This is a genomic window from Streptomyces sp. NPDC037301 (assembly GCF_055602785.1).
In genome coordinates, this window is sequence record NZ_JBVJWD010000026.1 from 24,215 (window position 1) to 49,372 (window position 25,158).

The window sequence follows — 25,158 nt, forward strand, 5'->3', positions numbered from 1 at the left end:
GGTGGAGGACGTCGTGGACCCGATTGCACCTGAACTGCTCATGGCCCTTGCGGGAGGCACCGCGGGCGCGGCGGGGGAGCAGATTTGGACATCCCTGCGAAACCTGGTCAGACGGCGGCCGTCGGACGGAGAGCCGTACGGCGAGGGCGAGTTGACGGCCCTCGCCGAGGCGGCTGACAGTACGGAGCGTGCCACGGCGTTGGCCGAGGCGCTGGCTCTCCGCGCCCGGCAGGACCCCGCCTTTGCCGAGGCGCTCGCGGCCTGGCGTCGGGAGGCCGAGGCACTGGAGGGCACGCGGACCGGCGCGGGCGACGTGAGCAACGCAGCCAATCGGTGAGCGACTGCCGCCGGGTGTCCCAGGACTCCAGCGACAGCACGAGCGGGACCGGCACGTCGTCCTCGCCCTGTGTGAGCCGCCGGGCGAGGAGTTCGAGGGTGAGCAGGATGGACAGCACGGTCTTGCCGGATCCAGCGGTGCCCAGCACGACCAGCCGCCGCCGCGGCCGGAGCCTGAGGAAGGTCCCGGCGATGGTGTCGGTCCCGGAGCCCGCGGGCACGTACTCCCCGGCGGACGCCACTCGTCGGCTGGGTGTCCAGCGCACGGGCAGTGGCTCGGGATCGGTCATGCCCCAGGCGTCGGCCTCGGCCCGCCACCGGTGCAGGAGGCTGCGTGCGAGCCTCCGCTCGGCCGTGACCAGCGGAGCGTTGTCATCGGGCGGCGGGGGCTCCACGCGCAGGGTCAGATTGAGATCACCTTCGAGAATCCCGATCTGGATCAGATACTCGGCTGTGCAATCGACCGCGGTGTTGGTGATGTGCGGCTCACCGGAGTCCATCTGCCTCGCCATTTACGCCTGCCCCCGTCGTCGCCCTTCCCACTCCGCCTTCCCGGCCCGCTCCGAACACGGAGCCACGCCAAGGGACTTCAGTCGCCCGGCTCAGGATTCCGTCGGGTCCCCGTGGGGACGTACCGTGCTCCGTGAGGTTGTCCGGCGGTCGTGCGGGCCGACTTTGCTCACCGGCCCGCTGGGACTGCGTCCGCTGCTGCCCCGGGGCGTGGCTTCCTGCACGTCGTGGATCTGGTCTGCAAAGACCGTTCCTAGCCAGTGTGCATGAGCGAGTCCTGGACCCACCGATGTGTACTGGGCGCATCCCAAACGGTGTTGGATGCGCTGGGTTCCCGCTTTCGCGTCCCGTTCGGCGGCACGTCTCTGGGGGCGTGGTCCGTTGTGGGTGGGCGGGTTCCGTCACGTCCTCGGGTGCCTGGCCTGGCCTGGGCGGTCCGATGCTCCGCACGATCGCTCCGGTCGTGTGGGGGCGGTGCCGTCCGACGCCGGATCGGGTGTCCGAGGGCGCGTCGTCCGATCGCGATGCCGGCGGCATCGTGACGGGACATCTTTCGCTTGGGGGTGGCCAGCGGTTTCTGCCAGTGCTGGGCACCCCACAGGGAGGTGTAGGCGGGGTCGACCGCGACAATGCTCAGGCCCTGTTCGGCGGCCATGGAGACCAGCCGGGCCTTGAGTCTGCCGGTCGGAATACCGGAGATCAGCTGCCGGAACCTCTTCTTGCGGCCGTGTTTCTCGCGGGTCTTCTCGGTGGTGAAGTCGAGGTCTTCGATGGCGATCGCGGCGACACCGGCCTGTTTGGCCCAGTTGATCAGGCGGGTCAGTGCGTGGCGGATCTGGGCGTCGCGGTGCGTGGTGGTGCCGGACAGGTCGTAGAAGAACCGTCGGGGCTCGCCGATGGGGTTGCCGTGTGGGTCGAGGTGGTAGGCGGCGAAGTGGTCGGCGTTGGTGTCGACGCCGATCATGCCCCGGGCGCGGGCGGTCTCCAGCGGGATGGTCTGGACGACGGGGCGTTGCCAGGACGCGGTGAGGTACCAGCGGCAACGGTCGGTGTCGAGGTGGATGCGGTAGGCGACGGCCCGGTTCGCGGTGATGCGGTCGGCCCATTCCTGACCCCGGTGCGCGAACGCCGCGGTGGAGGTGAGGGTGTATCGGCCGTGCTTGGCGTTGGCCAGGTGTGCGAGCGGGGCGGGCAGTTTGATGCTGACCTCGCCGTCCGGGGTGACGCGGATGGTCTCGTTCCCGAACCGTTTCCCGGACTCGCCGTCGGCGGCGATGAACCAGCGTTCCGCTTCCCAGCGTTCTCGCCACTGCTCTTCGGTCAGCCGGGCCTGGGTGAGGTGGTGGCGGGTGTTGAGGAGACGTTTGCCGCCCCGCACGACCTGGACGCGTCCGGCCTGCCGGTCACGAACGGCGGCGGCGTGCCGGGCTTCCAGCGCCGCGAGGCGGCGGGACTTGTGGAACCACTCGCCCCGGGAGCGGTAGCCACCGGCTGCCCGCTTCGTTCCCCTCGCGCCGATGGGGAGGGACAGGCGGTGCCGCAGCGTCCTGATCCCGGCTTCCAGAATCCGGATGTGCGCCGCCTGGCAACGGCGCGCCAGTGCCCACTGATCGTGTGTGGCTTTGGTGATCGCACCGGCGATCCGCGACGACGACAGCGGCGTCAGGTCCCGCTTGCGCGATGCCCAGGTGTCCGCGCTGTGCTCCAGACCATCCGCACAACGGGCCCTGAGATCACGGGAAGCCAGACGGCCCTGATGCTCACCGACCGCACGCAGGGCTATCTCGTCCTGGGGCGTGAGGTGCTTGAGACGGTCCCGGATCGCCACCCCGCAAGGCCCGGGCACCACGAACGGTGCCGCCAACTCCCGCACACCACCCACCACAACACCCCCTCTCCCAAGACTGGAAACCTGCCACCTGCCCAACGAGCAGCAGACGCCAAGGTCACCCATTCGGCCCCAGAACTTCCGTTCCCACTCGGTGAACCCGCCGACAGGACTCACTCCTGCTCACTACAACGCACTTCAGCTCAGCAAACCGACAGCAGCTCACAACCCCTGCAATCCATATCCATCGTCTGTGAGCGGCTGACCTTGATTTTGTGATGTTGGTTGCTGCCCGCGGACGCAGTCCGGTGGGAGCCCGATCTCTCAGAACTACTGAACGTCTTGGCGACGCTCAGATACCGCAGCAGCTCTTTCACGGCCTGGTCGGTGGGCGCGGGGTCGGTGCGCAGTGCGGCCAGTTGCGCCGGGTTCTGCAGCAGCGCGAAGGCGCCGAGGGGCAGCATGCTCGCGGTGGTGTTGAACCCGGCCGCCGGCAGGATCAGGCTGATCCCCTGCAGCTTCTCATCGGTCAGGTCGCTGTCGGTGAGTTCGCTGGTAGCGTCCGTTCGGCCGGTCGTGATCGAAGCCCGGCCGAGCGGACTGCCGCGCGGAAGCCTGGCTACGAGACTTCCACGGTGACCTTCTGTCGGGGCGCGACGGACACCTTGACGTAGGTGCAGGTCTTTCCGTTGACAGTCTTCGTCTTGACTGCTCGGGAGACGCCGTTGACCTTGACTGTCGAGTGGCTGCCGGGGAAGCGGGCCTCCCACGTGTAGCGGGCGGAACCCGAGGTGTTGGTCAGGGTCGACTTGGTGGCACCGTCATGACGCAGGGTGAAGGTGTTGCCGCCGATCTTGATGTCCTTGATCTGCAGCCAGCCCATTCCGGCGGGCATGCGGGACTGGGTGCTCAGGGCGCGCCCCGGGGCGTTGGGCTGCACGCCCATGAGGCCCTCGACGGTCTGGCTCAGCAGGGTGTAGGAGACTTCGGGATAGTCGCCGTTGGGGCCTTGGCTGGACGCCGGGTGCTGGTCGTTTCGCTTGTCGTAGACGTACTGCATCCACTTCCAGGCCGTGTCGTTGTGCTCGTAGGCGAAGAAGGTGTCCGGCAGGTAGCTGATCGCCTCGACGTTGGACGGCTTGCCGCTGCCGCTCGCCTGCTCGTCGACGTAGTCCAGGTAGGCGTCGGCGCGCGCCCCCGGATTCATGATCTGTTTCATGGGCATGAACCAGCTGTTCTCCTTGCCCCAGCCGGTGAGCGCCTTGCCGTCGGTGGTGTATCCGCGGACCATGTCGGCCCCTGAGCCGGAGCCGCTCCAGGTGTCGTTGAAGTACGCCTTGAGGCTGTCGGCTTTCTGCCGGAACTTCTTGGACAGGGTGCTGTCGCCCTTGGCGGCGGCCAGGTCGGACATCGCCCGGTAGGCCTGGTACTGGGATCCGATGGAGTCCCCGGACTCGGCCAGGTGCTCCTCTCCGACCTCGTTGTAGCTGGCGGCGCCCGCGAAGATGCCGTTGCCGGTGCCTTCGGCGACGCCGTTCGGCTTGTGGGCGTCGTGGAGTTCGACGAAGTCCTTGGTCGCGTGCTTGTAGAAGTCCCAGAGCGTGCCGTCGTTGACGTAGGCGCTGTCGCCACTCCAGCGGTAGGCGTGCTTGGCCTTCTCCACCAGCTCGAACGTGGCCGGGACCTCTCGGACGAAGGAGCTTGGGCTCCGGTAGTCGATCGAGAGGTATGTCTTGTTGTCGAAGTTGATGGCCCATACGGGGTAGTACTTGTGCTCGGGCGTCGCGGAGCCGGCGAAGGCGCGCAGCATGGCCTTGTTCGCGTCGTTCAGTCCGAGGATGGAGGCACCGGCGAGTTGGTGGGCCATATCGCGTGAGTAGTAGGCGCTGCGATGCGCATACCCGGCCCAGTAGGACGGGCCGTAGGTCCCGGTTCCGGTGCCGGACAGGTGGTTCTCGTCGACATTCAGCGGACCGGTCGCGCCGGGCATCTGGACCCAGCTGTTGGCCTTGCGCTTCGACCAGTTGAACATCTCGACGATCTTCGGATCGGAAGACGAAATCTCCGGGTCGACCGGGGCCGCGGGGGAGACCATGACGTCGTCGGCGTTGATCCAATTGCTGCCGGATTCGAAGGCGAGCTCCAGGTTGTCGCCGTTCTTCAGAGACACCCGGCTGATCGTGTACCGGGCGTAGCCGGACCGGCTGGGCAGATCCACCGCACCGGCCTGCGCGCCGTTCACCCGGGCGACGAACCTTCCCCCCGTGCCGCCGGTGGCGATCCAGGCGGAGAAGTCGTATGTACCGTCACCGGACGCCGTGGTGGTCTGCGCCACCTTGTTACCGCTTCCGGCATCCAGGTACGCGAGCTTTGAGCCACCGTGCGGTGCGTTGGTGGCGACTCCGGTGCCGGAAGTGAACGTCCAGCCCGTGGTGCCGTCCTCGAATCCGAGATTGCTGAGGGTCAGCGCTGAGGTGGCTGCGATGGCCGGACTGCCCAGGGTCAGTGGTGTGAGCGGGGCGAGTGTGGCGAGTGTGGCTACGACTGCCAGGCGGGCAGGACGGCGATGCCTCATGGCGTACTCCAGTGCGGGGCTCGAATGAGTGGCCGAAAGCTAGCAGCGGCACGCGACGGGTTGCAATAGTCCTGCAGACTTGCGATGCGAAATCGATCAGAAAATTTTCAATCAACCATTGCAAGTTGGATTGGCTGGTTGCTAACTTCCCTCCAGTCGACCCGACGTTCGGTCGATGTCCGAGCCGCATGTAGAGGTGGTCATCTCATGGACATGAGTCGTCGCAGAGTTCTTGGAGTGGGCGGCGTACTTGCCGCAGGAGCGGGCCTCGGCGGCCTGACCGCCTGCTCCGGCACCGGCAGCGCGGGCGCTCAGGGCGGCGGTGTCGGTGACGCCACCAAGGGCTCAATCACGGTGTGGAGCTGGCAGGGCCCGGCGGCGGAGTTGCGAGCGCTGGTTCCGGCGTTCAACAAGAAGTACCCGGACATCAAGGTGACCGTGCAGGACATCGGGAACCCGGCGATCTGGGACAAGATCACCACGGGCATGGCAGCCGGAGGGGCGGGCCTTGCGGACGTACTGCACATAGGCGTCGACTACCTGCCCGGATACGTGGACCGCTTCCCGGGCCAGCTTGCCGATCTCGGCAAGCTGGGAGCCCACAAGTACGAGGACGCCTTCGCGAAGGGCCTGTGGGAGACGGTCTCGCCCAAGGGCGAGCGGGTGAACGCGCTTCCGTGGGAGGCGAACTCGGCCGGGTTCTACTACCGCGCCGATGTCTTCGAGGAGGCCGGTGTCAATGTCGAAGCGCTCGACACCTGGGACGACGCGATCGACGCCGGCAAGAAGATCAAGAAGAAGACGGGCAAGTACCTTCTGGGGATCGACAAGCCCGCCTCACAGCCGGACTCGGCGAACTTCTTCCAGCTGCTGCTCCAGCTCCAGGGCGGCTTCTATTTCAACACCGACGGCGACATCACCCTCGATTCCGCCGAGGCCGTGCGTGCCATGTCGCTCATCAAAAAGATGAACGACGCCGGGCTCGTCAGCGACATCTCCGGCGGCTGGAACGCGCTGATCAGCTCGATCAAAAAGGGAACGGCGGCGGTCCTGCCGTGGCCGACCTGGTTCGGCGGCATCATCGAGGAGACGGTCCCCGACCAGGCGGGCAAGTGGGGTGTGCGTCTGCCCCCGTCCGTACGCCGCGGTGGGACCACCGCCGCCACCGTGAACTCCACGCACTTGGCCGTTGCCGGTACCAGCAAGCACCAGGCCGCGGCCTGGAACTTTGTGGAGTTCGCGCTGACGCGGCCCGAGTCGCAGGTCAAGATCTACCGGGGCAAGGGGATCGCCCCGGCCCTGTTGAAGGCGTACGACGATCCGGTCTTCCGCGAGCCGTCGAAGTTCTTCGGCGGTCAGAAGAAGGGTGAGATTTTCTTCGGTGCCCTCAAGGCGCCCTCGCCGGCGTTCAACTACACCTCCGACTACGCCCGAGCGCTCAAGGTGGTCACCGACGCCCAGACGAAGGTGCTGCTCAAGGGCGCCGACCCGGCCAAGGTGCTGCATGCGGCGGCGGACCAGCTCGCTTCCCAGACCGGACGCAAGGTCGCCCGATGAGCGTTGTCACTTCCCCGACCCGTACGGTGCGATCGGGGGGTGTGCGCGACTCCCGACCACCGCGCTTGAGCGCCCGCCGTCTCGCGCCGTACGCCTTCGTCCTGCCCGCCGTGCTGCTGTTCGCCGCCTTCAAGCTCTACCCGATCGGCTGGTCGTTCGTTCTCAGCCTCCACAAGACGGTCGACGGCGTCGACACCTTCGTCGGAGCGGACAACTACAAGCGGCTGCTGGACGACCCGCTGTTCTGGACGGCACTGAAGAACACGGCAGTCATCCTGGTGGTCCAGGTGCCGATCATGCTGGCGCTTGCCACTGGCCTGGCCGTCGCGTTCAACTCGGCTTTCCTGCGGGCGCGTTCGGTGTTCCGGCTCGGATTCTTCATGCCGATGGTCACCGGCCTCGTGGCGTACGGTGTCATCTTCTCCGTCCTGCTCAACGAGAAGTACGGGCTGGTCAACTGGTTGCTCTCGCTCGTCGGAATCGGCGAAGTGCCGTGGCTGACTGATCCGCTGTGGGCAAAGATCTCCCTCGGTCTGGCACTGACCTGGCACTACACCGGTTACAACGCGGTGATTCTGCTGGCCCGTCTGCAGACCATTCCCAAGGAGCTGTACGACGCCGCCTCGGTCGACGGGGCCGGAGCCTGGCAGTCCTTCCGTCACGTGACGCTTCCGGGACTGCGTCCGGCGATCCTCCTCGCCACGGTGCTCTCCACCATCGGCACCCTGCAGATCTTCGACGAGCCGTACATCCTCACTCGCGGCGGCCCCGACAACGCGACGCTGACCATCGGCGTGTACCTGTACCAGAACGCCTTCACGTACTTCGACTTCGGCTACGCGTCGGCCATCGCCTACGTCCTTGCGGTGCTGATCGGAGTCCTCGGCCTGATCCAGTTCCGGGTCCTGGGAGACAAATCATGACGACCCCCGCACGTGGCGCCGTCCGCGCACCACGCACCGGCCTGCACCGCCCAGGCCGCGGCATCCTGCTGACCTCGGGGCTGGCCATCGTGCTCGCCGCCGTACTCCTTCCCTTCTACTGGCTCGTCATCGCCAGCACCCACAGCACTGACGAGATCTTCGACTCCACGCCGCCACTGCTTCCCGGCGGGGACCTCGGCAAGAACCTCTCCAGCCTGCAGGAGACCGCATCCTTCGGGCAGGTCGTGCTCAACTCTCTCCTCATCGCGGTCATTTACACAGTCTGTGCAGGAGCCGTCTGCACGCTGGCCGGCTACGCCTTCACCAAGTACCGCTTCAAGGGCCGTGATGCGCTCTTCGGCATGCTGATGCTGGGGCTGGTCATCCCGACCCAGGTCACACTGGTTCCCCTGTTCAAGATGATGGCCGAGCTGCACTGGCTCAACACGTATCAGGCCGTGATCATGCCCAATCTGGCGCTGCCGTTCGGCATCTTCCTCATGCGCCAGTCGATGGCTGCGCTGCCCGACGAGCTGCTCGACTCCGGCCGCATGGACGGCTGCGGCGAACTGCGTCTGTTCCTGCGGGTCGTCCTGCCGCCGATGAGGCCCGCCCTGGCAGCACTGGGCATCTTCCTGTTCCTCTACCAGTGGAACGACTTCATCTGGCCCCTGATCGTGCTGCGCGACGATGCCTCCCTCACCATTCCCGTCGCACTCGCCTCGCTGCAGGGTGTCGACGACACCGACTACGGGGCCATCCTCACCGGAACGGCCGTCGCCGCCATTCCCATGATCATCGTCTTCCTCGCCCTTCAACGCCACTTCGTCTCCGGCCTGCTCGCCGGCGCTGTCAAGGAGTGATCGTGAGCATCCTGTCCACCGAGGCCGTCACCACTGCGGAACTGGCACCCGCCACCTTCGAGCCACTGCTCGACACCGTGGAGATCGCTGTCCTGGCCCCGGGCGCCGACCCCGCCTGGACACTGTCCGAAGTGCCCGGCGGCCTGAGAATGCTGCATGTCGAAGCCCCCGGCTCACCGGTGGAGATCCGGCTCGCCGCCCCGCTTGGCGATACGGCCGGCTACTGGCACCCGAAGGCAGGCTGGAGCCGGACCCTGGTCGCCGACTGGGAAGGCAGGTCCAGGGTCAGCCTCATCGACGGCCTCGCCGCCGGCTGCCTCTACGACTACTCGGGCGCCACACTGCTCGCTTTCGCCGCAGCCGACCCCGTCCCCGAGGTCGCCCTGCGCTTCGGAGTGTCCGAGGAGAACGACACCCACGTCGTCCACCTCGAACTGCCGCCTTCCACCGCACCGCACCGCATCCTCTTCGCACCACGCAGCCCGTCAGTTGCCTGGGCCATGCGCCTGCTGCGCGGCTGGTACGAAAAGCAGACCCCGGCTGCCATGCCGGTTCCCGAAGCGGCCCGACTGCCTCTGTACTGCACCTGGTACGCCTTCAACCAGCAGGTCGATGCGCCAGCCGTCGAGCAGCAGGCCGCACTCGCCGCGGACATGGGCTTCGGCACGCTCATCCTGGACGACGGCTGGCAGCGCTTCGGCAGCGGCCGCGGATACGCCGGTGTGGGGGACTGGCTCCCCGACCCCGACAAATTCCCCGGCTTCGCCACTCACGTCGCCCGCGTACGCCAACTCGGACTGCGCTACATGGTCTGGGTCGCGCCTCTGCTCCTGGGCCCCCGGACCGACTGCTACGAGCAGTGGGCTTCCTACGCCCCGGCCCTCGCCAAGGTTCCCGGTGCTCACGTCCTCGACCCCCGCAGCCCCGAAGTCCGATCCCACGTCGTTCGCCTGTGCGTGCGTCTGGTGCGCGACTACGGTCTCGACGGACTCAAGGTCGACTTCCTCGACGAAGCCATGGCCTACGCAGGCGACGGCAGGGGCGACGTCGGGCAGGCACTCACACTCCTGCTCACCGAACTGCGCACCGCGTTGCTCGCCGAGCGGTCCGATCTGCTACTGGAACTGCGTCAACCCTACGTCGGTCCGGGCATGGCCGCGTTCGGCAACATGCTCAGATCCTTCGACTGCCCGGCCGACTCCACGGCTAACCGCGTCCGCACGATCGACACCGCGCTGCTGGCCGTTGGCGGTGTCGTCCACTCCGACCCCTTGCTGTGGGACACCACGGCCCCCGCGGCGACCGCCGCACGGCAGCTCATCGGGGCACTTCACTCCGTTCCGCAGGTCTCCGTGCGCCTCGACGCACTCCCCGAGGACCACGCCGAAGCGGTCCGCTTCTGGCTGGCCCAGTGGCGCCGCCTGCGCCCCCAACTGCTCGACGGAACGGTCGAGCCCGGCCGCCCTGACGACCTCTACACCCTGGTGCAGGCCGGAGCAGACGGGGTGAACGTGGTGTCCGTGTTCAGCGACCGGACCGTACCAGTGCAGCCTGCGGTCCATCGCGAGACGGTCCTGATCAACGCGACTGCCGAGAACCGACTGGTGCTGGAGGTCCAGGACGAGGGAGCGCAGGTGGAGGCCGAGATCCGTGATCCCTCCGGCCGTATCATCGAGCAGACCCGGATCACGCTCACCCCCGGCCTGCACAATCTGCCAGTGCCGAACATGGGGCTGGCCTTGATCAGGAAAACCGCATGACCCTGCCAGCGAAAAGGGGACGAATGAAGGTCGGCATCGTTGAGATCGCTGCCCGGGCGGGTGTGAGCGAAGCCACCGTCAGTCGGGTCATCAACCGGCGTCAAGGAGTGGCGACGAAGACCAGGGACGCCGTCGAAAAGGCCATGGCAGAACTCGGCTACGAAAGGCCCGTGGAGGGTCAACTGGTCACGGTGATCACCGAGCACGTCTCCAACCCCTTCTTCGCCGACGTCGCCGAACGCATCGAGGCGGCACTGGCACCACACGGACTCAAGGCCGTGTTGTGCCCGGCGTTTCCCGGAGGGGTCCAGGAACGGGAGTTCATCGCCTCGATCATCGACAAGGGCATCGCGGCCGTAGTGTTCCTGTCCTCGTCCAACACCGTGGAGGGTGCCGACACCGAAACGTACGAGATGCTCCGCTCCCGACGCATCCCGTACATCGGTGTCAACGGGGGGTTCGCCGACAACGTTCCCGCGCCCGTCTTCTCCACCGACGACGCGTTGGCAGCCGAACTGGCCGTGGACCATCTCTACCGTCTCGGTCACCGCGCCATCGGCATGGCATCCGGGCCAGCCGGCAACCACCCGGCCGACCGGCGTGTGCAGGGCTTCCTCGACGCCATGGCCAAACGGGGCAGCCAGGACGCCGAACGCTGGGTGATAAGGCAGTCCTACACCGTCGAAGGCGGTCAGGCCGCCGCGCATACCCTGCTACAGCTCGGTGCCACCGCCATCGTCGCAGCCAGCGACTACATGGCCCTCGGCGCGATCCGCGGCATCCGCCGACAGGGATTCTCGGTCCCTGGTGATGTCTCCGTCGTGGGCTACGACGGCTCCATGATCACGGAGTTTGTCGATCCGCCCCTGACCACCGTGAGGCAGCCGGCCGACCGGCTCGCCCTCGAAGTCGGCCGCAGCGTCCTGTCGCTCGTCAGCAACCGCGAAGTACCGACGGGAGAACTCTTCTTCGACCCCGAACTGGTGATCCGCTCCACAACGGGGCCCGCGCCGCACAAGTAACTTCTGCCGCTCACGAGAAGCATCCATGTACCAGGCCAACGCCGTGGAGTCGTCTGTGCCGACGGAGAGGCGGAGTGAACCCAGGACGCGCAGTGTCATGGGGGCGACCCTGCCCATGTGGCGGATAGTCAGGTAAAAGGACTCTGGCGCTACAGATTGCGCACAACCGGTCGGCGAGGGGGCTGCAGGGTCTGAACTTCGCTCGGGACGACCGTGTGGGGGAGGGGAAGCTCTCTTCACGGCTCGGGCTGGTGACCGACGCGGTCGAGGCGGTGTCGGGCGTGAATCTGTATGCCTATGTCGTCGACCGGGTGTCGCAGGGAGGCAAGGTCGACTACTCGATCGTGGACGAGGCGCAGTTCCTGGAGCCGGTGCAGATCGATCAATTGGCGCGAGTCGTGGATGACTTGGGCCTGGATGTCCTTTCCTTCGGGATCACCACCGACTTCCGCACGAAGCTCTTCCCTGGCTCGCGGCGGCTGATCGAGCTGGCGGACCCCGTTGAGACGTTGCAGGTGGAGGCGATGTGCTGGTGCGGGGCGCGTGCTACGCACAATGCCCGCACGGTGGGCGGCGAGATGGTCGTCGAAGGTGCCCAGGTGGTCGTGGGAGACGTCAACCAGCAGGCGGGCGAGGTCGGTTACGAGGTGCTGTGCCGACGTCACCACCAGCGCAGGACGACCAGTGCGAGCGCCCGCGCGGCCGCGCTCTCGCCCGACGTGCTGCCCGTCACCTCTGCCTGAACCGTCCCCTCGGGTGTCGGGTGCGGATGCTTAGGATGACGCTGTGAACACGGTGAGCGGAAAAGAGGCCGATTCCGAATCGGGCCCGTTGGGCAAGGTGCAGCCGAGGCAGCTGATCGTGACGGTCTACGGGCTGTACGCGCGCGACACCGAAGGCTGGATGTCCGTGGCCTCGCTGATCCAGCTGCTCGCCGACCTCGGCGTCGAGGGGCCGACCGTACGGTCCTCGGTCTCCCGGCTGAAGCGCGCCGGACTGCTCGAAGCCGAGTCGGTCTCCGGAGCTGCCGGATACCGGATCTCACCCGAGACCGAGCGGATTCTGCGCGACGGCGATCCGCGGATTTTCGCGGCCCGGCGGGCCACCGTGGATGAGGGCTGGGTGCTGGTCGTCTTCTCGGTGCCCGAGTCCGAACGCGCCAAACGGCATACCCTGCGCACCCAGCTCACCCGGCTCGGTTTCGGTTCCGTGTCCGCCGGGGTGTGGATCGCACCGGGACACGTGCACGACGAGGCGGAGGACATGCTGGCCCGGCACGGGCTGCGCTCTTACGCCGACCTCTTCCGGGCCGACTATCTGTCGGTGGGCAGGGGCACGGACGGGAGCGGGGACCTTGCGGCGAAGGTGCGCTCCTGGTGGGACACCGTCCGGCTGCAGCAGCTGTACGTCGAATTCCTCGCGGTGCACCGTCCGGTGGCCCAGCGGATCGCGAGCGGAAGTCCGGTGACGGACCGCGAGGCGTTCACGACGTACATCAGGGTCCTCACCGACTGGCGCCGGCTCGTCTACCTCGACCCCGGTGTCGCGCGTGAACTGCTACCGGCCGAGTGGAGCGGAACCGAGGCGTCCGAGCTCTTCGACGAGTTGCACGCCCGGCTGGTCGGCCCCGCCCATCGGCATGTCGAACGGGTCCGGGCCGACTGACCCGCCCTCGCAGCCGGCGGCTCAGCGAGCGGCCGTCCGTACGATTGTGAACACCGCACCCTCCGGATCAGCCACGGTCGCCACCCGGCCGCTCGACCCCTCCCGGACCGGCTGCAGGATGTATCCGCCGAGCTCCACCACGCGGTGCGCGGCCGCGTCGGTGTCGGTGACCTCGAAGTACGTCATCCAGTGCGGGCCCCGGTCGCGCGGCAGGGCGTGGCCCACGCCGTGCAGCGAGGCCACCGGACGGCCGTTCAGATGCAGGGTCTGGTAGTCGAAGTCGGCCGAGACGACCGCCTCCGCCTCGTAGCCGAAAACCGTCTGGTAGAACTTGCAGACCGTCGAGGTCTCGCTGGTCACCAGCTCGTTCCAGACCGGTGTGCCGTGGGCTCCCGCGAGCGCCGTACCGACGTGCGCGGCGGCCTGCCAGATCCCGAAGACCGCGCCGCTGGGGTCGGAGGCGATGGCGAGCCGACCCGCCTCGCCCGCGTCGAGCGGTCCGACGGCGACCGTGCCGCCGCAGGAGCGGATCATCTCCGCCGTGACATCGGCGTCGTCGGTGGCCAGATAGGTCGTCCAGGCGACCGGCAGATGGCGGTCGGACGGCAGCTGTCCGATGCCCGCGACCACTTTCCCGTTGATCAGCGCGCGGACGTACGGACCCAGCTGGTCCGGGCCGGGCACGAACTCCCAGCCGAACAGATCGGCGTAGAAGTCCTGGGTCGTGCTCAGGCCGTGCACAATCAGACTCACCCAGCATGGTGTTCCGGGCGTGCGCCGGGCGGCAGCCTCGGTCATCGTCACTCTCTCCTCGGACCATCGTGGTGGCCGTACGGGGGGAACGGGGCCGGTGTGCCGCCGTGCGGTACAGGATGTGTACGCCCCGTGCAGATGCTTGCACCACCCGGCGCACGATGTGCCCCGGCCGCGCCGCACTTTCCGGGATCTCGACAGAGAGAGACCGGTTTGATGCGATACGTCCGTTTCGAAGGTGTTACGGGTGGGGCGGCTCCTGCGCGAGGATGGCACCCATGAAGCCCATCATCACCGCATCCGAATGCGCGAGCGAGTCGGCGGGGCCACGTCCGCCGGTGCTCCTGGACGTACGTTGGCAGCTGGGCGGCCCGCACGGCCGTCCTGGCTACGAGGCCGGGCACATCCCCGGTGCGGTATTCGTCGATCTTGATGCGGAACTTGCCGGTCCGGCAGGCAGCGGCGGCCGTCACCCGCTGCCCGATCCGGAGGAATTCGGCGCGGTGATGCGCCGAGCCGGTGTCTCCCGGGACACTCCCGTGGTCGTGTACGACGGCGGCCAGGGCTGGGCGGCGGCGCGCGCCTGGTGGCTGCTGCGCTGGACGGGGCACGAGGACGTGCGGGTCCTGGATGGCGGTCTCGCGGCCTGGGAGGGGGAGCTCCGGGTGGAGATCCCGACCCCGGCCGAGGGTGATTTCCTGCCCGCACCCGGCGCACTGCCGCTGCTGGACGCGGACGGGGCGGCGGCGCTGGCCCGCTCGGGTCTCCTGCTCGACGCGCGAGCCGCCGAACGCTACCGGGGCGATGTGGAGCCGATCGACCGGGTGGGCGGCCACATCCCGGGTGCCGTCTCGGCCCCGACCTCCGAGAATGCGCGGGACGACGGCCGATTCCTGCCCGCCGGATCGCTGGCGGCCCGCTTCGAGAAGCTCGGTGCCGGCCGGGCGCCGGAGGTGGGCGTCTACTGCGGCTCCGGCGTCTCCGCCGCCCATGAGGTGCTGGCCCTGGCCGTTGCCGGGATCCCTGCGGCGCTGTACGCGGGCTCCTGGTCCGAGTGGTCCGGTGACGAGTCCCGCCCGGTCGCAAAGGGCCCCGAACCCCAGTAACGGAGCGCGCACCGGCCCGAGGGCAAGGAACCGCCTCAACAGGTTCCGTACGCGCACGGCACGAGCGGCGTACGCGGTACGAGGGACGCGTGCGACACGAGGCTCGCATGCCGCACGAGGGCCCGTACGCAGCGGCGTACGGGCCCTCGTCATGCTGCGGTCACCCCGCCTCAGTCCTGCTTCTTCCGGCGTGTACCGAAGACGATCTCGTCCCAGCTCGGTACGGCGGCCCGGCGGCCCGGTCGGACGCCGTCCGCCTCGGCCTGGCGGTCAGTCGTCCCGGTCAGCCGGTCGCGGTGGCCGGCCACCGCTCGCGGCATGAGCACATCCGCGTAGGCGGAACCGGCGCCCGCGGAGGCTGCCGCGGCCGGCGGCTCATCGGCCTCCGGCTCCTGCACGGCGGGCTCGATGGCCGGAGGCTCGGGCGGTGCGGGCCGCTCCGGCACCACCATGTCGCCGCGGAAGCTCGGCACCGCCTCCAGCAGGCTGGTCAGCGAATCGCGCTCGCCGGCCGAGATGCCGCCGATGTGTTCCTCCGGCTCGGGCGCGGGTGCCGGCGCGGTGGGGCGCTCCATCTGGCGGTCCAGGGCACGGTCCAGCGGCCGGTCGCGGGGGAGCCGGGCGATCCGCGGCACGAACGGGAAGCTCGGCTCGGGCGCGGCGACGTCGTCGGTCTCGCCGATCAGTGAACGCGCCTCGTCGTCCACGGCCTGGACCAGCCGGCGCGGCGGGTCGTACGTCCAGCTCGCCGAGTGCGGCTCGCCCGCGACCCGGTAGACCAGCAGGACTTCCCAGGTGCCGTCGTCACGGCGCCAGGAGTCCCACTGGACGGTCTCCTTGTCGGCGCCGCGCAGCAGCAGCCGCTCCTGCACCGCCTCGCCGAGCTGGGGGCCGGTGTTCTCGCCGGGACGGCGCACAGGAGTCTTCCGGGCCCGCTCGGCCATGAAGGCACGCTCCGCGAGCACGGGGCCCTCGAAGCGGCGGACACGGTCGACCGGAATCCCGGCGAACTGAGCTACCTCCTCCGCGGAGGCACCGGCTCGTATCCGGGCCTGGATGTCGCGGGGGCGGAGGTGGCTCTCCACCTCGATCTCGATCTGGCCGAGCCGCGCGCGGTCGTTGCGCACGGCGGCTCGCAGCCGTTCGTCGATCGGAAGCGTGTACTCCGTGCTGTCCGCAGCCTTGAGCACCAGTCGTGTGCCGTCGTTGGAGACGGCCACGACACGCAGTTCGGGCATGGGGACCTCCCGGGTGGTGCCTGCCGACGTCACGTGCGTCGCTGCTTCCGCTAGTCGAGTGTGGCCTGCCCGGGTGCAGCCTGCCACAACATTGCCGTGTTGCCCGGCGTGTCGGGCGTGAGCCCTTGATCGCCGATATGACACGGTGACCTATTGTTCAACACAAAGTGACGGATAGTCGCCCTGTGTAGCCAGTCTCCGTGCGATGCCGTGGCGCCGCCGGATCGAGTGCCTCCTTCGGCCCCCTCCCGAAGATCCCGGACACCCGCGTGGGGGTCCGGCCCCAGGGCTCGCCACAGTACTCCATTCGGGCCATGCGGGTGGACCGCCGCGCCGCCGAAGTTCTCGTGAGGTGCGGGATTTGAGCTACCCGGCCGGGTGCGGGGAGGCCTCCTGCGTGTCCTGCTTCACAGAATCTCTCGAAGCGGAACTATTCACTTCGCTCAAATGTCCCTTCCTGTTGCATGGTGGGAGAGATGTCAATCAAGGGCTGGAAATGGTACAGAAGCCAGAAAGCGACATAGAACCCAAGGAAAGGCGCATAGATCTGAGCCTGCCACAGGTGGCGGGCAGCGCCGTGGCAGCAGTCGCGGCAGCGGTGGCGGCCTCCCAACTGGGCGTGTACGGGACGATCCTCGGTGCCGGAGTGATGAGCGTCGTCGCCACGTGCGGCGGTTCGGTCTTCCAGCACTTCTTCCGCCGCACGGGGGAGCAGATCCGCGAGGTCACGGTCCAGGTGAAGCACCCGGGCCGCGAGGTGACCGTACATACGCGTGAGACGGGTGGTGCGCGCGGCGCCACGACCGTGCAGCGCGATACGGACGCCACGACCGTACTGCGTAACGTGGCAGGCGATCCGGACCGTACGCAGCTGCTGAGGCCGCTCGACGGGACCCAGTTGCTCACCACGGGGCACCCGGACCCGGACGAGGAGTTCTCCGAAGCCACCACCCACGGCACCCGCATCCGCGGCTGGAAGCGCTCGGCGCTCGGGGCGGTCGTGGTCTTCGCCGTGACCATGGCCGGCATCACCACGTTCGAACTGGTCTCCGGCAACGACCTGAGCGGTGGCAAAGGAACGACTGTCGGCTCCGTCGTACGCGGCGGGGAGCGGAGCTCCGGGTCGAACGACCCGGCACCGGCGACCAGCACCGACCCCGGCCGGGGGCAGACCCCGGGCCAGGAGAGCGGCGCGACGCCCGGTACGGATTCGCAGGGCGGACAGAGCCGGAACCCGGACTCCGGGCAGGGCGACGGCTCCTCGGCCGATCCGACGCCCAGCCCCACGCCGTCCGACAACACCGGCGGCCAGACGAATCCGCCCCCGCCGACCACGCCCTCCCCAGCAGCGCCCGGCGGCAGCACGGTCGGCCCGGATCCGGCGGGTGCGGGCGACGCCCCGGCGCAGGGCGACCGCGCCACCACCGGCACGGATACCGCGCAGTGAACGGCCGCGACGCTCAGTCGCCCAGCACCCGGCGCAGATAGTCGTTGCCGAAGAGGCGGTCCGGGTCCAGCCGGTCGCGTACGGCGGTGAACTCGCCGAACCGCGGGTACACCCCGGCGAGGTACTCGGCGTCGCGGGTGTTGACCTTGCCCCAGTGCGGGCGGCCGGTGTGGGCGGTCATGATCCGCTCGACGGCAGTGAAGTACGCCTGGTAGGGCGTGCCCTTGTACAGATGGACGGCGATGTACGCGCTCTGACGGCCCGAGGCCGTGGAGAGCGCGATGTCGTCCGCGGGGGCGGTACGGACCTCCACCGGGAAGCTGATCCGCAGGGGTGAACGCTCGACCATCGCCTTGACCTCGCGCAGCGCCTCCACGACGGCCTCGCGCGGCAGCGCGTACTCCATCTCCACGAAGCGGACCCGGCGCGGGCTGGTGAAGACCTTGTAGGGGATGTCGGTGTACGTACGGGCCGACAGGGCGCGGCTGGAGAGCTTGGCGATCGACGGAATGGCGGCGGGGACCGCGCGGCCGAGCGAACAGGCCATCTGGAAGATCCCGTTGGAGAGGAGCTCGTCCTCGATCCAGCCGCTGACCTTTCCGGGCGGGGCGGCGGGGCCCGCGCTGCGGTTGTTGCGCTTGGTGTTGCAGTTGCCGGTGTGCGGGAACCAGTAGAACTCGAAGTGTTCGTTCTCGGCGACCAGCCCGTCGAAGTCGTCCGTGACCCGGTCGAAGCTCATCGGTTCCTCACGGGCCGTCAGCAGGAAGACCGGCTCCACGGCGAAGGTGATCGCCGTGACGACACCCAGGGCGCCGAGCCCGATCCGGGCGACGGCGAAGATGTCGGCGTTCTCCTTCTCCGAACAGGTCAGCACCGTGCCGTCGGCCGTGACCAGTTCGAGGGCACGGATCTGCGCGGATATGGACGCCGAGTCGCGGCCGGTGCCATGGGTGCCGGTCGAGGTGGCGCCGGCGACCGTCTGCTCCATGATGTCGCCCATGTTGGTGAGCGACAGGCCCTCCCGCGCCAGGGCGGTGTTCAGCCGCTTCAGGGGGGTGCCTGCCTCGACGGTCACCGTCATCGCCTTGCGGTCGATCTCCCGGATGCCGGTGAGCAGATCCGGACGGATCAGCACACCGTCGGTGGCCGCCGTCGCGGTGAAGGAGTGCCCGGTGCCGACCGGCTTCACCCTCAGACCGTCCTCGGACGCGCGGCGCAGCACCTCGGCGAGCTCCGCCACGGAGGCGGGGGACACGGCCCGTACCGGACGGGCGCTGATGTTCCCCGCCCAGTTACGCCACGCGCTCGTCGTCGTCCGTGCGTCGGTGTCGGTCATCTTCCCAGCGCCCTTCCGTAGGAACCGGCCCGCTGAGCCGGCGATACCCCAGGAACGCCACCGCGGCCGCGAGCGCTCCCGCCACGGCGGGCACCGCGTACCCCGCCTCGGCTCCGGACGCGTCGACCACCCAGCCGGCGGCCGAGGAGCCGAGCGCCACACCGACGGCGAGCCCGGTGCTGGTCCAGGTCATGCCCTCGGTCAGTTCGGTGCGCGGTACGTGTTGCTCGACGAGGGCCATGGTGGTGACCATCGTCGGTGCGATGGCGAGGCCCGCGACAAAGAGCGCCACGGCCAGAAACGGGAGGTTCCCGGCCAGTTGGAGGGGGATCATACTCACGGCCATCGCACACACACCCACCAGCCACCGGGTGGACGGCTTCCCCTTGAGGTGCAGCAGACCGAAGACCGCTCCGGCCAGGCAGGACCCCAGCGCGTACACGGCCAGCACGAGGCTCGCCGCGGCCTTGTGACCCTGCTCCTCGGCGAAGGCCACCGTCACCACGTCGACCGCCCCGAAGATCGCACCGGTCGCCACGAACGTGACCACGAGCACCTGGAGGCCTCGCGAGCGCAGCGCGGAACCGCCGGTGTGCTGCTCGCGCGGATGCGGCACCGGCTCGGTGGCACGCTGGGCGGTCAGCCAGAAGACACCGACCAGCAGGAACCCTGCGGCGAGAAGCGGCCCCGCCTCGGGGAACCAGGCGGTGGACAGACCGATCGAGATGATCGGCCCGAAGATGAAGCACACCTCGTCGACGATCGACTCCCACGAGTACGCGGTGTGCAGCTGCCGCGGTGAACCGCGGTAGATCTCCGCCCAGCGGGCCCGGATCATCGAACCCACGCTGGGGACACAGCCGGCGCCCGCCGCGAAGACGAAGAGCGTCCAGTCCGCCAGCCGCTGCTGCGCGCAGATCAGGAGACCGGCCACTGCCGCCAGCGCGACCAGGGTGGCGGGACGCAGGACGCGGCGCTGCCCGTGCCGGTCGACGAGCCGGGAGATCAGCGGCCCGATCACCGCCGCCGACATCGCCAGCGTCGCGGAGAGTGCGCCCGCGAGCCCGTAACGGCCGGTGAGCTGGGAAACCATGGTGACCACACCGATGCCCATCATGGACAGCGGCATCCGGCCGAGGAATCCGGCCGCCGAGAACCCCTTGGTGCCGGGGGCGGCGAAAATCGCGCGATAGGGACTGGGCAAAGGAGGGCTCCGGAACAGCGTGATCACACGCGCTCGTAATGCGTGAACGTAGCCGATACAGCTTACGGTTCGAGTGGTCCGTCCGACACCGGGGTGGGCCCGGGAACCGATGTCGGTGGGAGCGCCGTCCGAGGCGAGTGGCAGGATCGATGCCATGTCCGATCTGCGCGATCCCGCTCCCTATGACGCCCTGCTGCTGCTCTCCTTCGGCGGCCCCGAAGGCCCGGACGACGTGGTCCCGTTCCTGGCGAACGTGACCCGTGGCCGTGGCATCCCCGAGGAGCGGCTGAAGGAAGTCGGCAAGCACTACTTCCTGTTCGGCGGCGTCAGCCCGATCAATGCCCAGAACAGGGCCCTGCTGGAGGCCCTGCGCAAGGATTTCGCGGAGCACGGACTCGATCTGCCGGTGTACTGGGGCAACCGCAACTGGGCGCCGTACCTCACGGACATCCTGCGTGAGATGACCGCGGACGGACACCGCCGCATCGCAGTCCTCGCCACCAGCGCATACGCCTCCTACTCCGGCTGCCGGCAGTACCGCGAGAACCTCGCCGAGTCGCTGGCCGCCCTGGAGGCCGAGGGGCTGCGGGTGCCCCGGGCCGACAAGCTCCGGCACTACTTCAACCATCCCGGGTTCGTACGGCCCATGGTGGACGGCGTCCTCGCCTCCCTGGCCGACCTCCCCGAGGACGTACGGACGGGGGCACACCTCGCCTTCACCACGCACTCCATCCCCGTCTCCGCCGCCGACACCTCGGGCCCCGTGGAGGAGCACGGCGACGGCGGCGCCTATGTCGCCGAACACCTCGACGTCGCCCGCCTGATCGTCGACGCGGTGCGCGACGAGACCGGCGTCGAGTACCCCTGGCAGCTCGTCTACCAGTCGCGCAGCGGCGCCCCGCACATCCCGTGGCTGGAGCCCGACATCTGCGACCACCTGGAGACGTTGCACGGCGAAGGCGTCCCCGCCGTGGTGATGGCCCCCATCGGTTTCGTCTCGGACCACATGGAAGTGCTGTACGACCTCGACACGGAGGCCACCGCGAAGGCCGCCGAACTCGGACTTCCGGTGCGCAGGTCGGCGACCGTGGGAGCCGACCCGCGCTTCGCGGCGGCCGTGCGCGAACTGGTGCTGGAGCGCGCCGCCACCGAGCAGGGACGCGTCGCGCAGCGGTGTTCGCTCGGCGCGCTCGGCCCGAGCCATGACCTCTGCCCGGTCGGCTGCTGCCCCGCCCGGGCCCTCAAGCCGGCCGCTGCGGGCGCCGACAGCCCGTACGCGTAAGAGCCCCTGACATACGCCTAGAGACCCCTGGAGCGCCGTGACCGACCCGAATCTGTCCGAACTGCTCGACCTCGCCCTGGAGGCCGCCCGCCGTGCCGGTGAGCTGCTGCGCGACGGCCGCCCGGCCGATCTGGGGGTGGCCGCGACCAAGTCCAGCCCGATCGACGTCGTCACCGAGATGGACATCGCCGCCGAGAAGCTGATCACCGGCTTCCTCACCGAGCGCCGTCCCCAGGACGGCTTCCTCGGCGAGGAAGGAGCGAACGCGGAGGGCAGCAGCGGTATCCGCTGGGTCATCGACCCGCTCGACGGCACCGTGAACTACCTGTACGGACTGCCGACCTGGGCCGTCTCCATCGCCGCTGAACGGGACGGCGAGCGGGTCGTGGGCGTGGTGGAGGCCCCGATGCGCCGTGAGACGTACCAGGCGGTGCTCGGCGGCGGTGCATACGCAAAGGGCGGTGCGTACGGCGAAGGCACCGCGCTGCGCTGCCGGCCCGCGCCGCCGCTCGACCAGGCGCTCGTCTCGACCGGCTTCAACTACGTCAGCCACGTCCGTACGCACCAGGCGGACGTGGCCCGGAAGCTGATCCCGCGGCTGCGTGACATCCGGCGCAGCGGCTCCGCCGCCGTGGACCTCTGCGATGTGGCGTCCGGCCGCCTCGACGGCTACTACGAGCGCGGGCTCCACCCGTGGGACCTGGCGGCCGGCGACCTCATCGCCCGCGAGGCGGGCGCCCGCACCGGCGGCCGTCCCGGGCTGCCCGCCGACGGTGATCTGACGGTCGCCGCGACGCCGGGTGTCTTCGAGCCGCTGCAGGGCCTCCTAGAGGAGTTCGGAGCCTGGCACGACTAGAACCGAGGTCGACCGGGTCCTTCCGGCACGTGAGAAGGACCCCTGAGCCGGTTGCGGCATCAGGGGCCCTTCTCACGTGACTCAGACGCTGGTGGCGCCGATTTCAACGCCGTGCTCGGCGGCGAGGCGGTGCAGGTCGTCCAGCTCGCCCTGCTCGACATCCGCGAGGAAGTCGTCGCCCGTCTCCCGAGCCTTCGTGAGGTCGGACTCGGTGGTCTTGATTCGTTGCAGCAGACCTGCGGTGAAAGCGTCCATAATGCGCCCCCTCATCGTGGGTCGGTGGCACGGGGGTGTGCCCGGGTTTCCCTCCGCACGGAGGCGGTAGGGCGGGTGATCACGCGCTCTCCGGGGACGGAGTGGCCTGTGGCACGCCACATTCAAGGCGTGATCGCGGGTGTGAATTCGTCCTCCCCAGCCCAAAGCTCAGAGAAACCTCAACTGGCCCGGAAATCCGGTGAATTCCCCGGAGCCCAGGTCGGCCAGCGCCGCCTTACCGCCGGTTTATACGCGTTGCGGGCAGGATGGAGCCGCACAGACCAGTGCCGATGAGCGGTCCGGATCACGGACCGTGGTCACATCGGGACGTTCTGAAGTCACCTACTGAAGTTTCTAAGGAAGGACAGCGCCGTGCGCGTACTCGTCGTGGAGGACGAGCAGCTGCTCGCCGATGCGGTGGCCACCGGATTGCGCCGTGAGGCCATGGCCGTCGATGTCGTGTACGACGGTGCGGCGGCCCTGGAGCGCATCGAGGTCAACGACTACGACGTCGTGGTGCTGGACCGGGACCTCCCCCTGGTGCACGGCGACGACGTCTGTCGGCGGATCGTCGAACTGGGCATGCCCACCCGGGTACTCATGCTCACCGCGTCCGGGGACGTCAGCGACCGGGTGGAGGGGCTGGAGCTGGGCGCCGACGACTATCTGCCCAAGCCGTTCGCCTTCAGCGAGCTCACCGCGCGGGTACGGGCGCTGGGCCGGCGTACGACGGTGGCTCTGCCGCCCATCCTGGAGCGCGCCGGAATCAAGCTCGACCCCAACCGCCGCGAGGTCTTCCGGGGCGAGGCGGAGATCCAGCTCGCGCCGAAGGAATTTGCCGTGCTGGAGGTCCTGATGCGCAGCGAGGGCGCGGTCGTCTCGGCCGAGCAGCTGCTGGAGAAGGCCTGGGACGAGAACACCGACCCGTTCACCAATGTCGTCCGGGTGACCGTCATGACACTGCGCCGCAAACTCGGCGAACCGCCGGTGATCATCACCGTGCCCGGCTCCGGCTACCGGATCTGACGGCCGATGCCCACCGTCCCGGCGCCCCCGACGGCGCCCCCGAAGCCCACCTGGGAGCCCAAACAGCAGGAGCCGCCGTACTGGCTGCGCCCGACCATCCGGATACGGCTCACCCTGCTGTACGGCGGCATGTTCCTGATCGCCGGCATCCTGCTGCTGGCGATCATCTACATGCTGGCCGCCCAGGCCCTCCAGGTGGGCAGCGAGCTGCCGTTCAAGATCGTGAACGGCGGCATCGCCAGTGACGTGTGCAACTTCAGCGGCTTGACCACACCCGACGCCGTCAACGCGGCCATGAACACCTGCGTCAACCACCAGCGCCAGCAGGCGCTGGACACCCTCCTCAACCGGTCGCTGCTGGCCCTGGTCGGCCTCAGCGTCATCGCCTTCGCCTTCGGCTACGCCATGGCGGGCCGGGTGCTCTCCCCGCTGGGCCGGATCACCCGCACCGCACGCCGGGTGGCCGGAACGGATCTGTCCCGCCGGATCGAGCTGGACGGCCCGGACGACGAGCTGAAGGAGCTCGCCGACACCTTCGACGAGATGCTCGATCGCCTGGAGCGGGCCTTCACCGCCCAGCAGCGGTTCGTCGGGAACGCGTCGCACGAACTGCGCACCCCGCTCGCGATCAACCGCACGCTGCTCGAGGTCCATCTCTCCGACCCCCAGGCCCCGCTGGAGCTGAAGCAGCTCGGTAAAACCCTGCTGGCCACCAATGAGCGCAGTGAACAGCTCGTCGAGGGCCTGCTGCTGCTCGCTCGCAGCGACAACCAGATCATCGAGCGTAAACCGGTCGACCTCGCCGAGGTGGCCTCGCGCGCGATCGACCAGACGCGCGGCGAGGCCGAGGAGCGGGGCGTGGAGATCCGTGGCGAGCGGGCCCCGGCCGTCGTCCAGGGCAACGGCGTCCTGCTGGAGCGGATCGCGCTGAACCTCGTACAGAACGCTGTGCGCTACAACGTTCCGGAGCAGGGCTGGGTGGAGGTCACCACCGAGCTCCAGTCCGGCCAGGCCTTGCTGGTGGTCTCGAACACGGGCCCAGTGGTGCCTGCGTATGAGATCGACAACCTCTTCGAGCCCTTCAGACGGCTGCGTACGGAGCGAACAGGCAGCGACAAGGGGGTGGGGCTCGGCCTGTCGATCGCGCGCTCTGTGGCGCGCGCTCACGGCGGCCGTATCGTCGCGGAGCCCCGCGAGGGCGGTGGTCTTGTGATGCGCGTCTCACTGCCGGTCTGAGATGCTGGGCGGGGCGATACGTGCACGAATTATTTTGTTCGCTTTGAGCGGAATTTTCAGGACCTGCGCCCGAAGTTGCCGTGTGTGATCGATCACAGGAGCGAATTTCTGGATGTCAACGCTCCGTGATCAGGGCTGGCACCGGAAAACCCGCAAAAGTCGGGGTTTTCGAGGTTCGATATCACGGGAAGTACACGGGGTGGCGCCCGTGAAGCGCGAGACCGGGACCGTGTACGGTCCCCATCGCCACCCAAGGCGACCACTCCCGAGCGGTCCTTTTGGGTGTCGATTGAGTAACAGACCTTGATGTGAGGCAAAATCTCCGCCTCAGGTCGGGCACAAGTCCGGCCTCTCACGCGTTACGTGCGCTGAGACACCGC

General features: G+C 68.6%; 20 protein-coding genes and 2 pseudogenes. 14 read left to right on the forward strand and 8 right to left on the reverse strand.

The features are described from left to right. The first annotated feature begins 13 nt into the window (after nucleotides 1-13). Nucleotides 14-337 (forward strand): hypothetical protein, encoded by a 324-nt coding sequence (locus tag ACZ7IB_RS31935; protein WP_470917341.1) that lies wholly within the window; start codon nucleotides 14-16, stop codon nucleotides 335-337. A 762-nt stretch (nucleotides 338-1,099) separates the two neighbouring features. Here the strand turns inward: ACZ7IB_RS31935 and ACZ7IB_RS31940 are convergent. The 3 genes and pseudogenes from ACZ7IB_RS31940 to ACZ7IB_RS31950 form a co-directional block, all read right to left on the reverse strand. Further along, nucleotides 1,100-2,728: an IS200/IS605 family accessory protein TnpB-related protein gene (locus ACZ7IB_RS31940; RefSeq protein ID WP_470917441.1), complete on the reverse strand. Its 1,629-nt coding sequence runs from the start codon at nucleotides 2,726-2,728 to the stop codon at nucleotides 1,100-1,102. A 281-nt stretch (nucleotides 2,729-3,009) separates the two neighbouring features. Next, nucleotides 3,010-3,237, reverse strand: a pseudogene (locus ACZ7IB_RS31945) (cytochrome P450); the annotation flags it as partial. Between the two features lie 56 nt (nucleotides 3,238-3,293). Further along, entirely contained in the window at nucleotides 3,294-5,249 is a 1,956-nt protein-coding gene (locus ACZ7IB_RS31950; protein ID WP_470917342.1) for a hypothetical protein, read from the reverse strand. Between the two features lie 207 nt (nucleotides 5,250-5,456). On the opposite strand from ACZ7IB_RS31950, the gene ACZ7IB_RS31955 reads away from it, so the two are divergent. From ACZ7IB_RS31955 to ACZ7IB_RS31985, 7 genes and pseudogenes are all read left to right on the forward strand, one after another. Then, on the forward strand, nucleotides 5,457-6,806 hold the full coding sequence (locus tag ACZ7IB_RS31955) for an ABC transporter substrate-binding protein (protein ID WP_470917343.1): 1,350 nt from the start codon (nucleotides 5,457-5,459) through the stop codon (nucleotides 6,804-6,806). A 65-nt stretch (nucleotides 6,807-6,871) separates the two neighbouring features. After that, nucleotides 6,872-7,729 carry a carbohydrate ABC transporter permease gene (locus ACZ7IB_RS31960; RefSeq protein WP_470917345.1) on the forward strand — a complete coding sequence of 286 codons (858 nt, stop codon included), beginning with the start codon at nucleotides 6,872-6,874 and terminating at the stop codon, nucleotides 7,727-7,729. Then, nucleotides 7,726-8,592, forward strand: coding sequence for a carbohydrate ABC transporter permease (locus ACZ7IB_RS31965; RefSeq protein WP_470917346.1), 867 nt, complete (start codon nucleotides 7,726-7,728; stop codon nucleotides 8,590-8,592). The genes ACZ7IB_RS31960 and ACZ7IB_RS31965 overlap by 4 nt, the downstream gene beginning before the upstream one ends. 2 nt (nucleotides 8,593-8,594) lie before the next feature. Next, complete coding sequence (locus ACZ7IB_RS31970; protein WP_470917348.1) at nucleotides 8,595-10,352, forward strand: alpha-galactosidase; 1,758 nt, start codon at nucleotides 8,595-8,597, stop codon at nucleotides 10,350-10,352. Then, a complete protein-coding gene (locus ACZ7IB_RS31975; RefSeq protein ID WP_470917350.1) occupies nucleotides 10,349-11,374 on the forward strand; it encodes a LacI family DNA-binding transcriptional regulator in 1,026 nt (341 codons plus the stop codon). The genes ACZ7IB_RS31970 and ACZ7IB_RS31975 overlap by 4 nt, the downstream gene beginning before the upstream one ends. Before the next feature lie 131 nt (nucleotides 11,375-11,505). After that, nucleotides 11,506-12,117, forward strand: a pseudogene (locus tag ACZ7IB_RS31980) (thymidine kinase); the annotation flags it as partial. A 43-nt stretch (nucleotides 12,118-12,160) separates the two neighbouring features. Next, nucleotides 12,161-13,039, forward strand: coding sequence for a PaaX family transcriptional regulator (locus ACZ7IB_RS31985; protein ID WP_470917351.1), 879 nt, complete (start codon nucleotides 12,161-12,163; stop codon nucleotides 13,037-13,039). A 21-nt stretch (nucleotides 13,040-13,060) separates the two neighbouring features. Here ACZ7IB_RS31985 and ACZ7IB_RS31990 read toward each other — a convergent pair whose 3' ends face one another. After that, nucleotides 13,061-13,837, reverse strand: a complete 777-nt coding sequence (locus ACZ7IB_RS31990; protein ID WP_470917353.1) for a VOC family protein — start codon at nucleotides 13,835-13,837, stop codon at nucleotides 13,061-13,063. A 233-nt stretch (nucleotides 13,838-14,070) separates the two neighbouring features. Here ACZ7IB_RS31990 and ACZ7IB_RS31995 point away from each other — a divergent pair, with 233 nt between their 5' ends. After that, the gene (locus ACZ7IB_RS31995; protein ID WP_470917355.1) at nucleotides 14,071-14,898 is read left to right on the forward strand and encodes a sulfurtransferase; all 828 of its coding nucleotides are present in this window, start codon (nucleotides 14,071-14,073) and stop codon (nucleotides 14,896-14,898) included. Between the two features lie 170 nt (nucleotides 14,899-15,068). Here the strand turns inward: ACZ7IB_RS31995 and sepH are convergent, their stop codons facing one another. Further along, nucleotides 15,069-16,136, reverse strand: coding sequence for a septation protein SepH (sepH, locus tag ACZ7IB_RS32000; protein WP_470917357.1), 1,068 nt, complete (start codon nucleotides 16,134-16,136; stop codon nucleotides 15,069-15,071). A gap of 496 nt (nucleotides 16,137-16,632) precedes the next feature. On the opposite strand from sepH, the gene ACZ7IB_RS32005 reads away from it, so the two are divergent. After that, nucleotides 16,633-17,583 carry a hypothetical protein gene (locus ACZ7IB_RS32005; protein WP_470917358.1) on the forward strand — a complete coding sequence of 317 codons (951 nt, stop codon included), beginning with the start codon at nucleotides 16,633-16,635 and terminating at the stop codon, nucleotides 17,581-17,583. A gap of 13 nt (nucleotides 17,584-17,596) precedes the next feature. Here ACZ7IB_RS32005 and ACZ7IB_RS32010 read toward each other — a convergent pair whose 3' ends face one another. Together ACZ7IB_RS32010 and ACZ7IB_RS32015 are read right to left on the reverse strand one after the other, a co-directional pair. Beyond that, nucleotides 17,597-18,919, reverse strand: a complete 1,323-nt coding sequence (locus ACZ7IB_RS32010) for a D-arabinono-1,4-lactone oxidase (protein WP_470917360.1) — start codon at nucleotides 18,917-18,919, stop codon at nucleotides 17,597-17,599. Continuing rightward, the gene (locus ACZ7IB_RS32015) at nucleotides 18,876-20,123 is read right to left on the reverse strand and encodes an MFS transporter (RefSeq protein ID WP_470917362.1); all 1,248 of its coding nucleotides are present in this window, start codon (nucleotides 20,121-20,123) and stop codon (nucleotides 18,876-18,878) included. The genes ACZ7IB_RS32010 and ACZ7IB_RS32015 overlap by 44 nt, the downstream gene beginning before the upstream one ends. Nucleotides 20,124-20,277: 154 nt before the next feature. Here ACZ7IB_RS32015 and ACZ7IB_RS32020 point away from each other — a divergent pair, with 154 nt between their 5' ends. Then, the gene (locus tag ACZ7IB_RS32020) at nucleotides 20,278-21,405 is read left to right on the forward strand and encodes a ferrochelatase (protein ID WP_470917364.1); all 1,128 of its coding nucleotides are present in this window, start codon (nucleotides 20,278-20,280) and stop codon (nucleotides 21,403-21,405) included. A gap of 37 nt (nucleotides 21,406-21,442) precedes the next feature. Next, nucleotides 21,443-22,261, forward strand: a complete 819-nt coding sequence (locus tag ACZ7IB_RS32025) for an inositol monophosphatase family protein (RefSeq protein ID WP_470917366.1) — start codon at nucleotides 21,443-21,445, stop codon at nucleotides 22,259-22,261. Between the two features lie 81 nt (nucleotides 22,262-22,342). Here ACZ7IB_RS32025 and fliE read toward each other — a convergent pair whose 3' ends face one another. Continuing rightward, nucleotides 22,343-22,516, reverse strand: a complete 174-nt coding sequence (fliE, locus tag ACZ7IB_RS32030; RefSeq protein ID WP_176740391.1) for a flagellar hook-basal body complex protein FliE — start codon at nucleotides 22,514-22,516, stop codon at nucleotides 22,343-22,345. Nucleotides 22,517-22,888: 372 nt separating this feature from the next. On the opposite strand from fliE, the gene ACZ7IB_RS32035 reads away from it, so the two are divergent. Both ACZ7IB_RS32035 and ACZ7IB_RS32040 read left to right on the forward strand, forming a co-directional pair. Then, entirely contained in the window at nucleotides 22,889-23,542 is a 654-nt protein-coding gene (locus tag ACZ7IB_RS32035; RefSeq protein WP_470917368.1) for a response regulator transcription factor, read from the forward strand. Nucleotides 23,543-23,548: 6 nt separating this feature from the next. Next, nucleotides 23,549-24,778 (forward strand): sensor histidine kinase, encoded by a 1,230-nt coding sequence (locus ACZ7IB_RS32040; RefSeq protein WP_470917370.1) that lies wholly within the window; start codon nucleotides 23,549-23,551, stop codon nucleotides 24,776-24,778. Nucleotides 24,779-25,158: the final 380 nt, after the last annotated feature.

What these genes read in the sequence shown, in the direction of transcription:
- sepH (WP_470917357.1), bottom strand. Translation starts at nt 16,136, where the DNA reads ATGCCCGAACTGCGTGTCGTGGCCGTCTCCAACGACGGCACACGACTG.
- ACZ7IB_RS32020 (WP_470917364.1), top strand. Translation starts at nt 20,278, where the DNA reads ATGTCCGATCTGCGCGATCCCGCTCCCTATGACGCCCTGCTGCTGCTC.
- ACZ7IB_RS31965 (WP_470917346.1), top strand. Translation starts at nt 7,726, where the DNA reads ATGACGACCCCCGCACGTGGCGCCGTCCGCGCACCACGCACCGGCCTG.
- ACZ7IB_RS31975 (WP_470917350.1), top strand. Translation starts at nt 10,349, where the DNA reads ATGACCCTGCCAGCGAAAAGGGGACGAATGAAGGTCGGCATCGTTGAG.
- ACZ7IB_RS32040 (WP_470917370.1), top strand. Translation starts at nt 23,549, where the DNA reads ATGCCCACCGTCCCGGCGCCCCCGACGGCGCCCCCGAAGCCCACCTGG.
- ACZ7IB_RS31955 (WP_470917343.1), top strand. Translation starts at nt 5,457, where the DNA reads ATGGACATGAGTCGTCGCAGAGTTCTTGGAGTGGGCGGCGTACTTGCC.
- ACZ7IB_RS31950 (WP_470917342.1), bottom strand. Translation starts at nt 5,249, where the DNA reads ATGAGGCATCGCCGTCCTGCCCGCCTGGCAGTCGTAGCCACACTCGCC.
- ACZ7IB_RS32010 (WP_470917360.1), bottom strand. Translation starts at nt 18,919, where the DNA reads ATGACCGACACCGACGCACGGACGACGACGAGCGCGTGGCGTAACTGG.
- ACZ7IB_RS32005 (WP_470917358.1), top strand. Translation starts at nt 16,633, where the DNA reads ATGGTACAGAAGCCAGAAAGCGACATAGAACCCAAGGAAAGGCGCATA.
- fliE (WP_176740391.1), bottom strand. Translation starts at nt 22,516, where the DNA reads ATGGACGCTTTCACCGCAGGTCTGCTGCAACGAATCAAGACCACCGAG.
- ACZ7IB_RS31990 (WP_470917353.1), bottom strand. Translation starts at nt 13,837, where the DNA reads ATGACCGAGGCTGCCGCCCGGCGCACGCCCGGAACACCATGCTGGGTG.
- ACZ7IB_RS31995 (WP_470917355.1), top strand. Translation starts at nt 14,071, where the DNA reads ATGAAGCCCATCATCACCGCATCCGAATGCGCGAGCGAGTCGGCGGGG.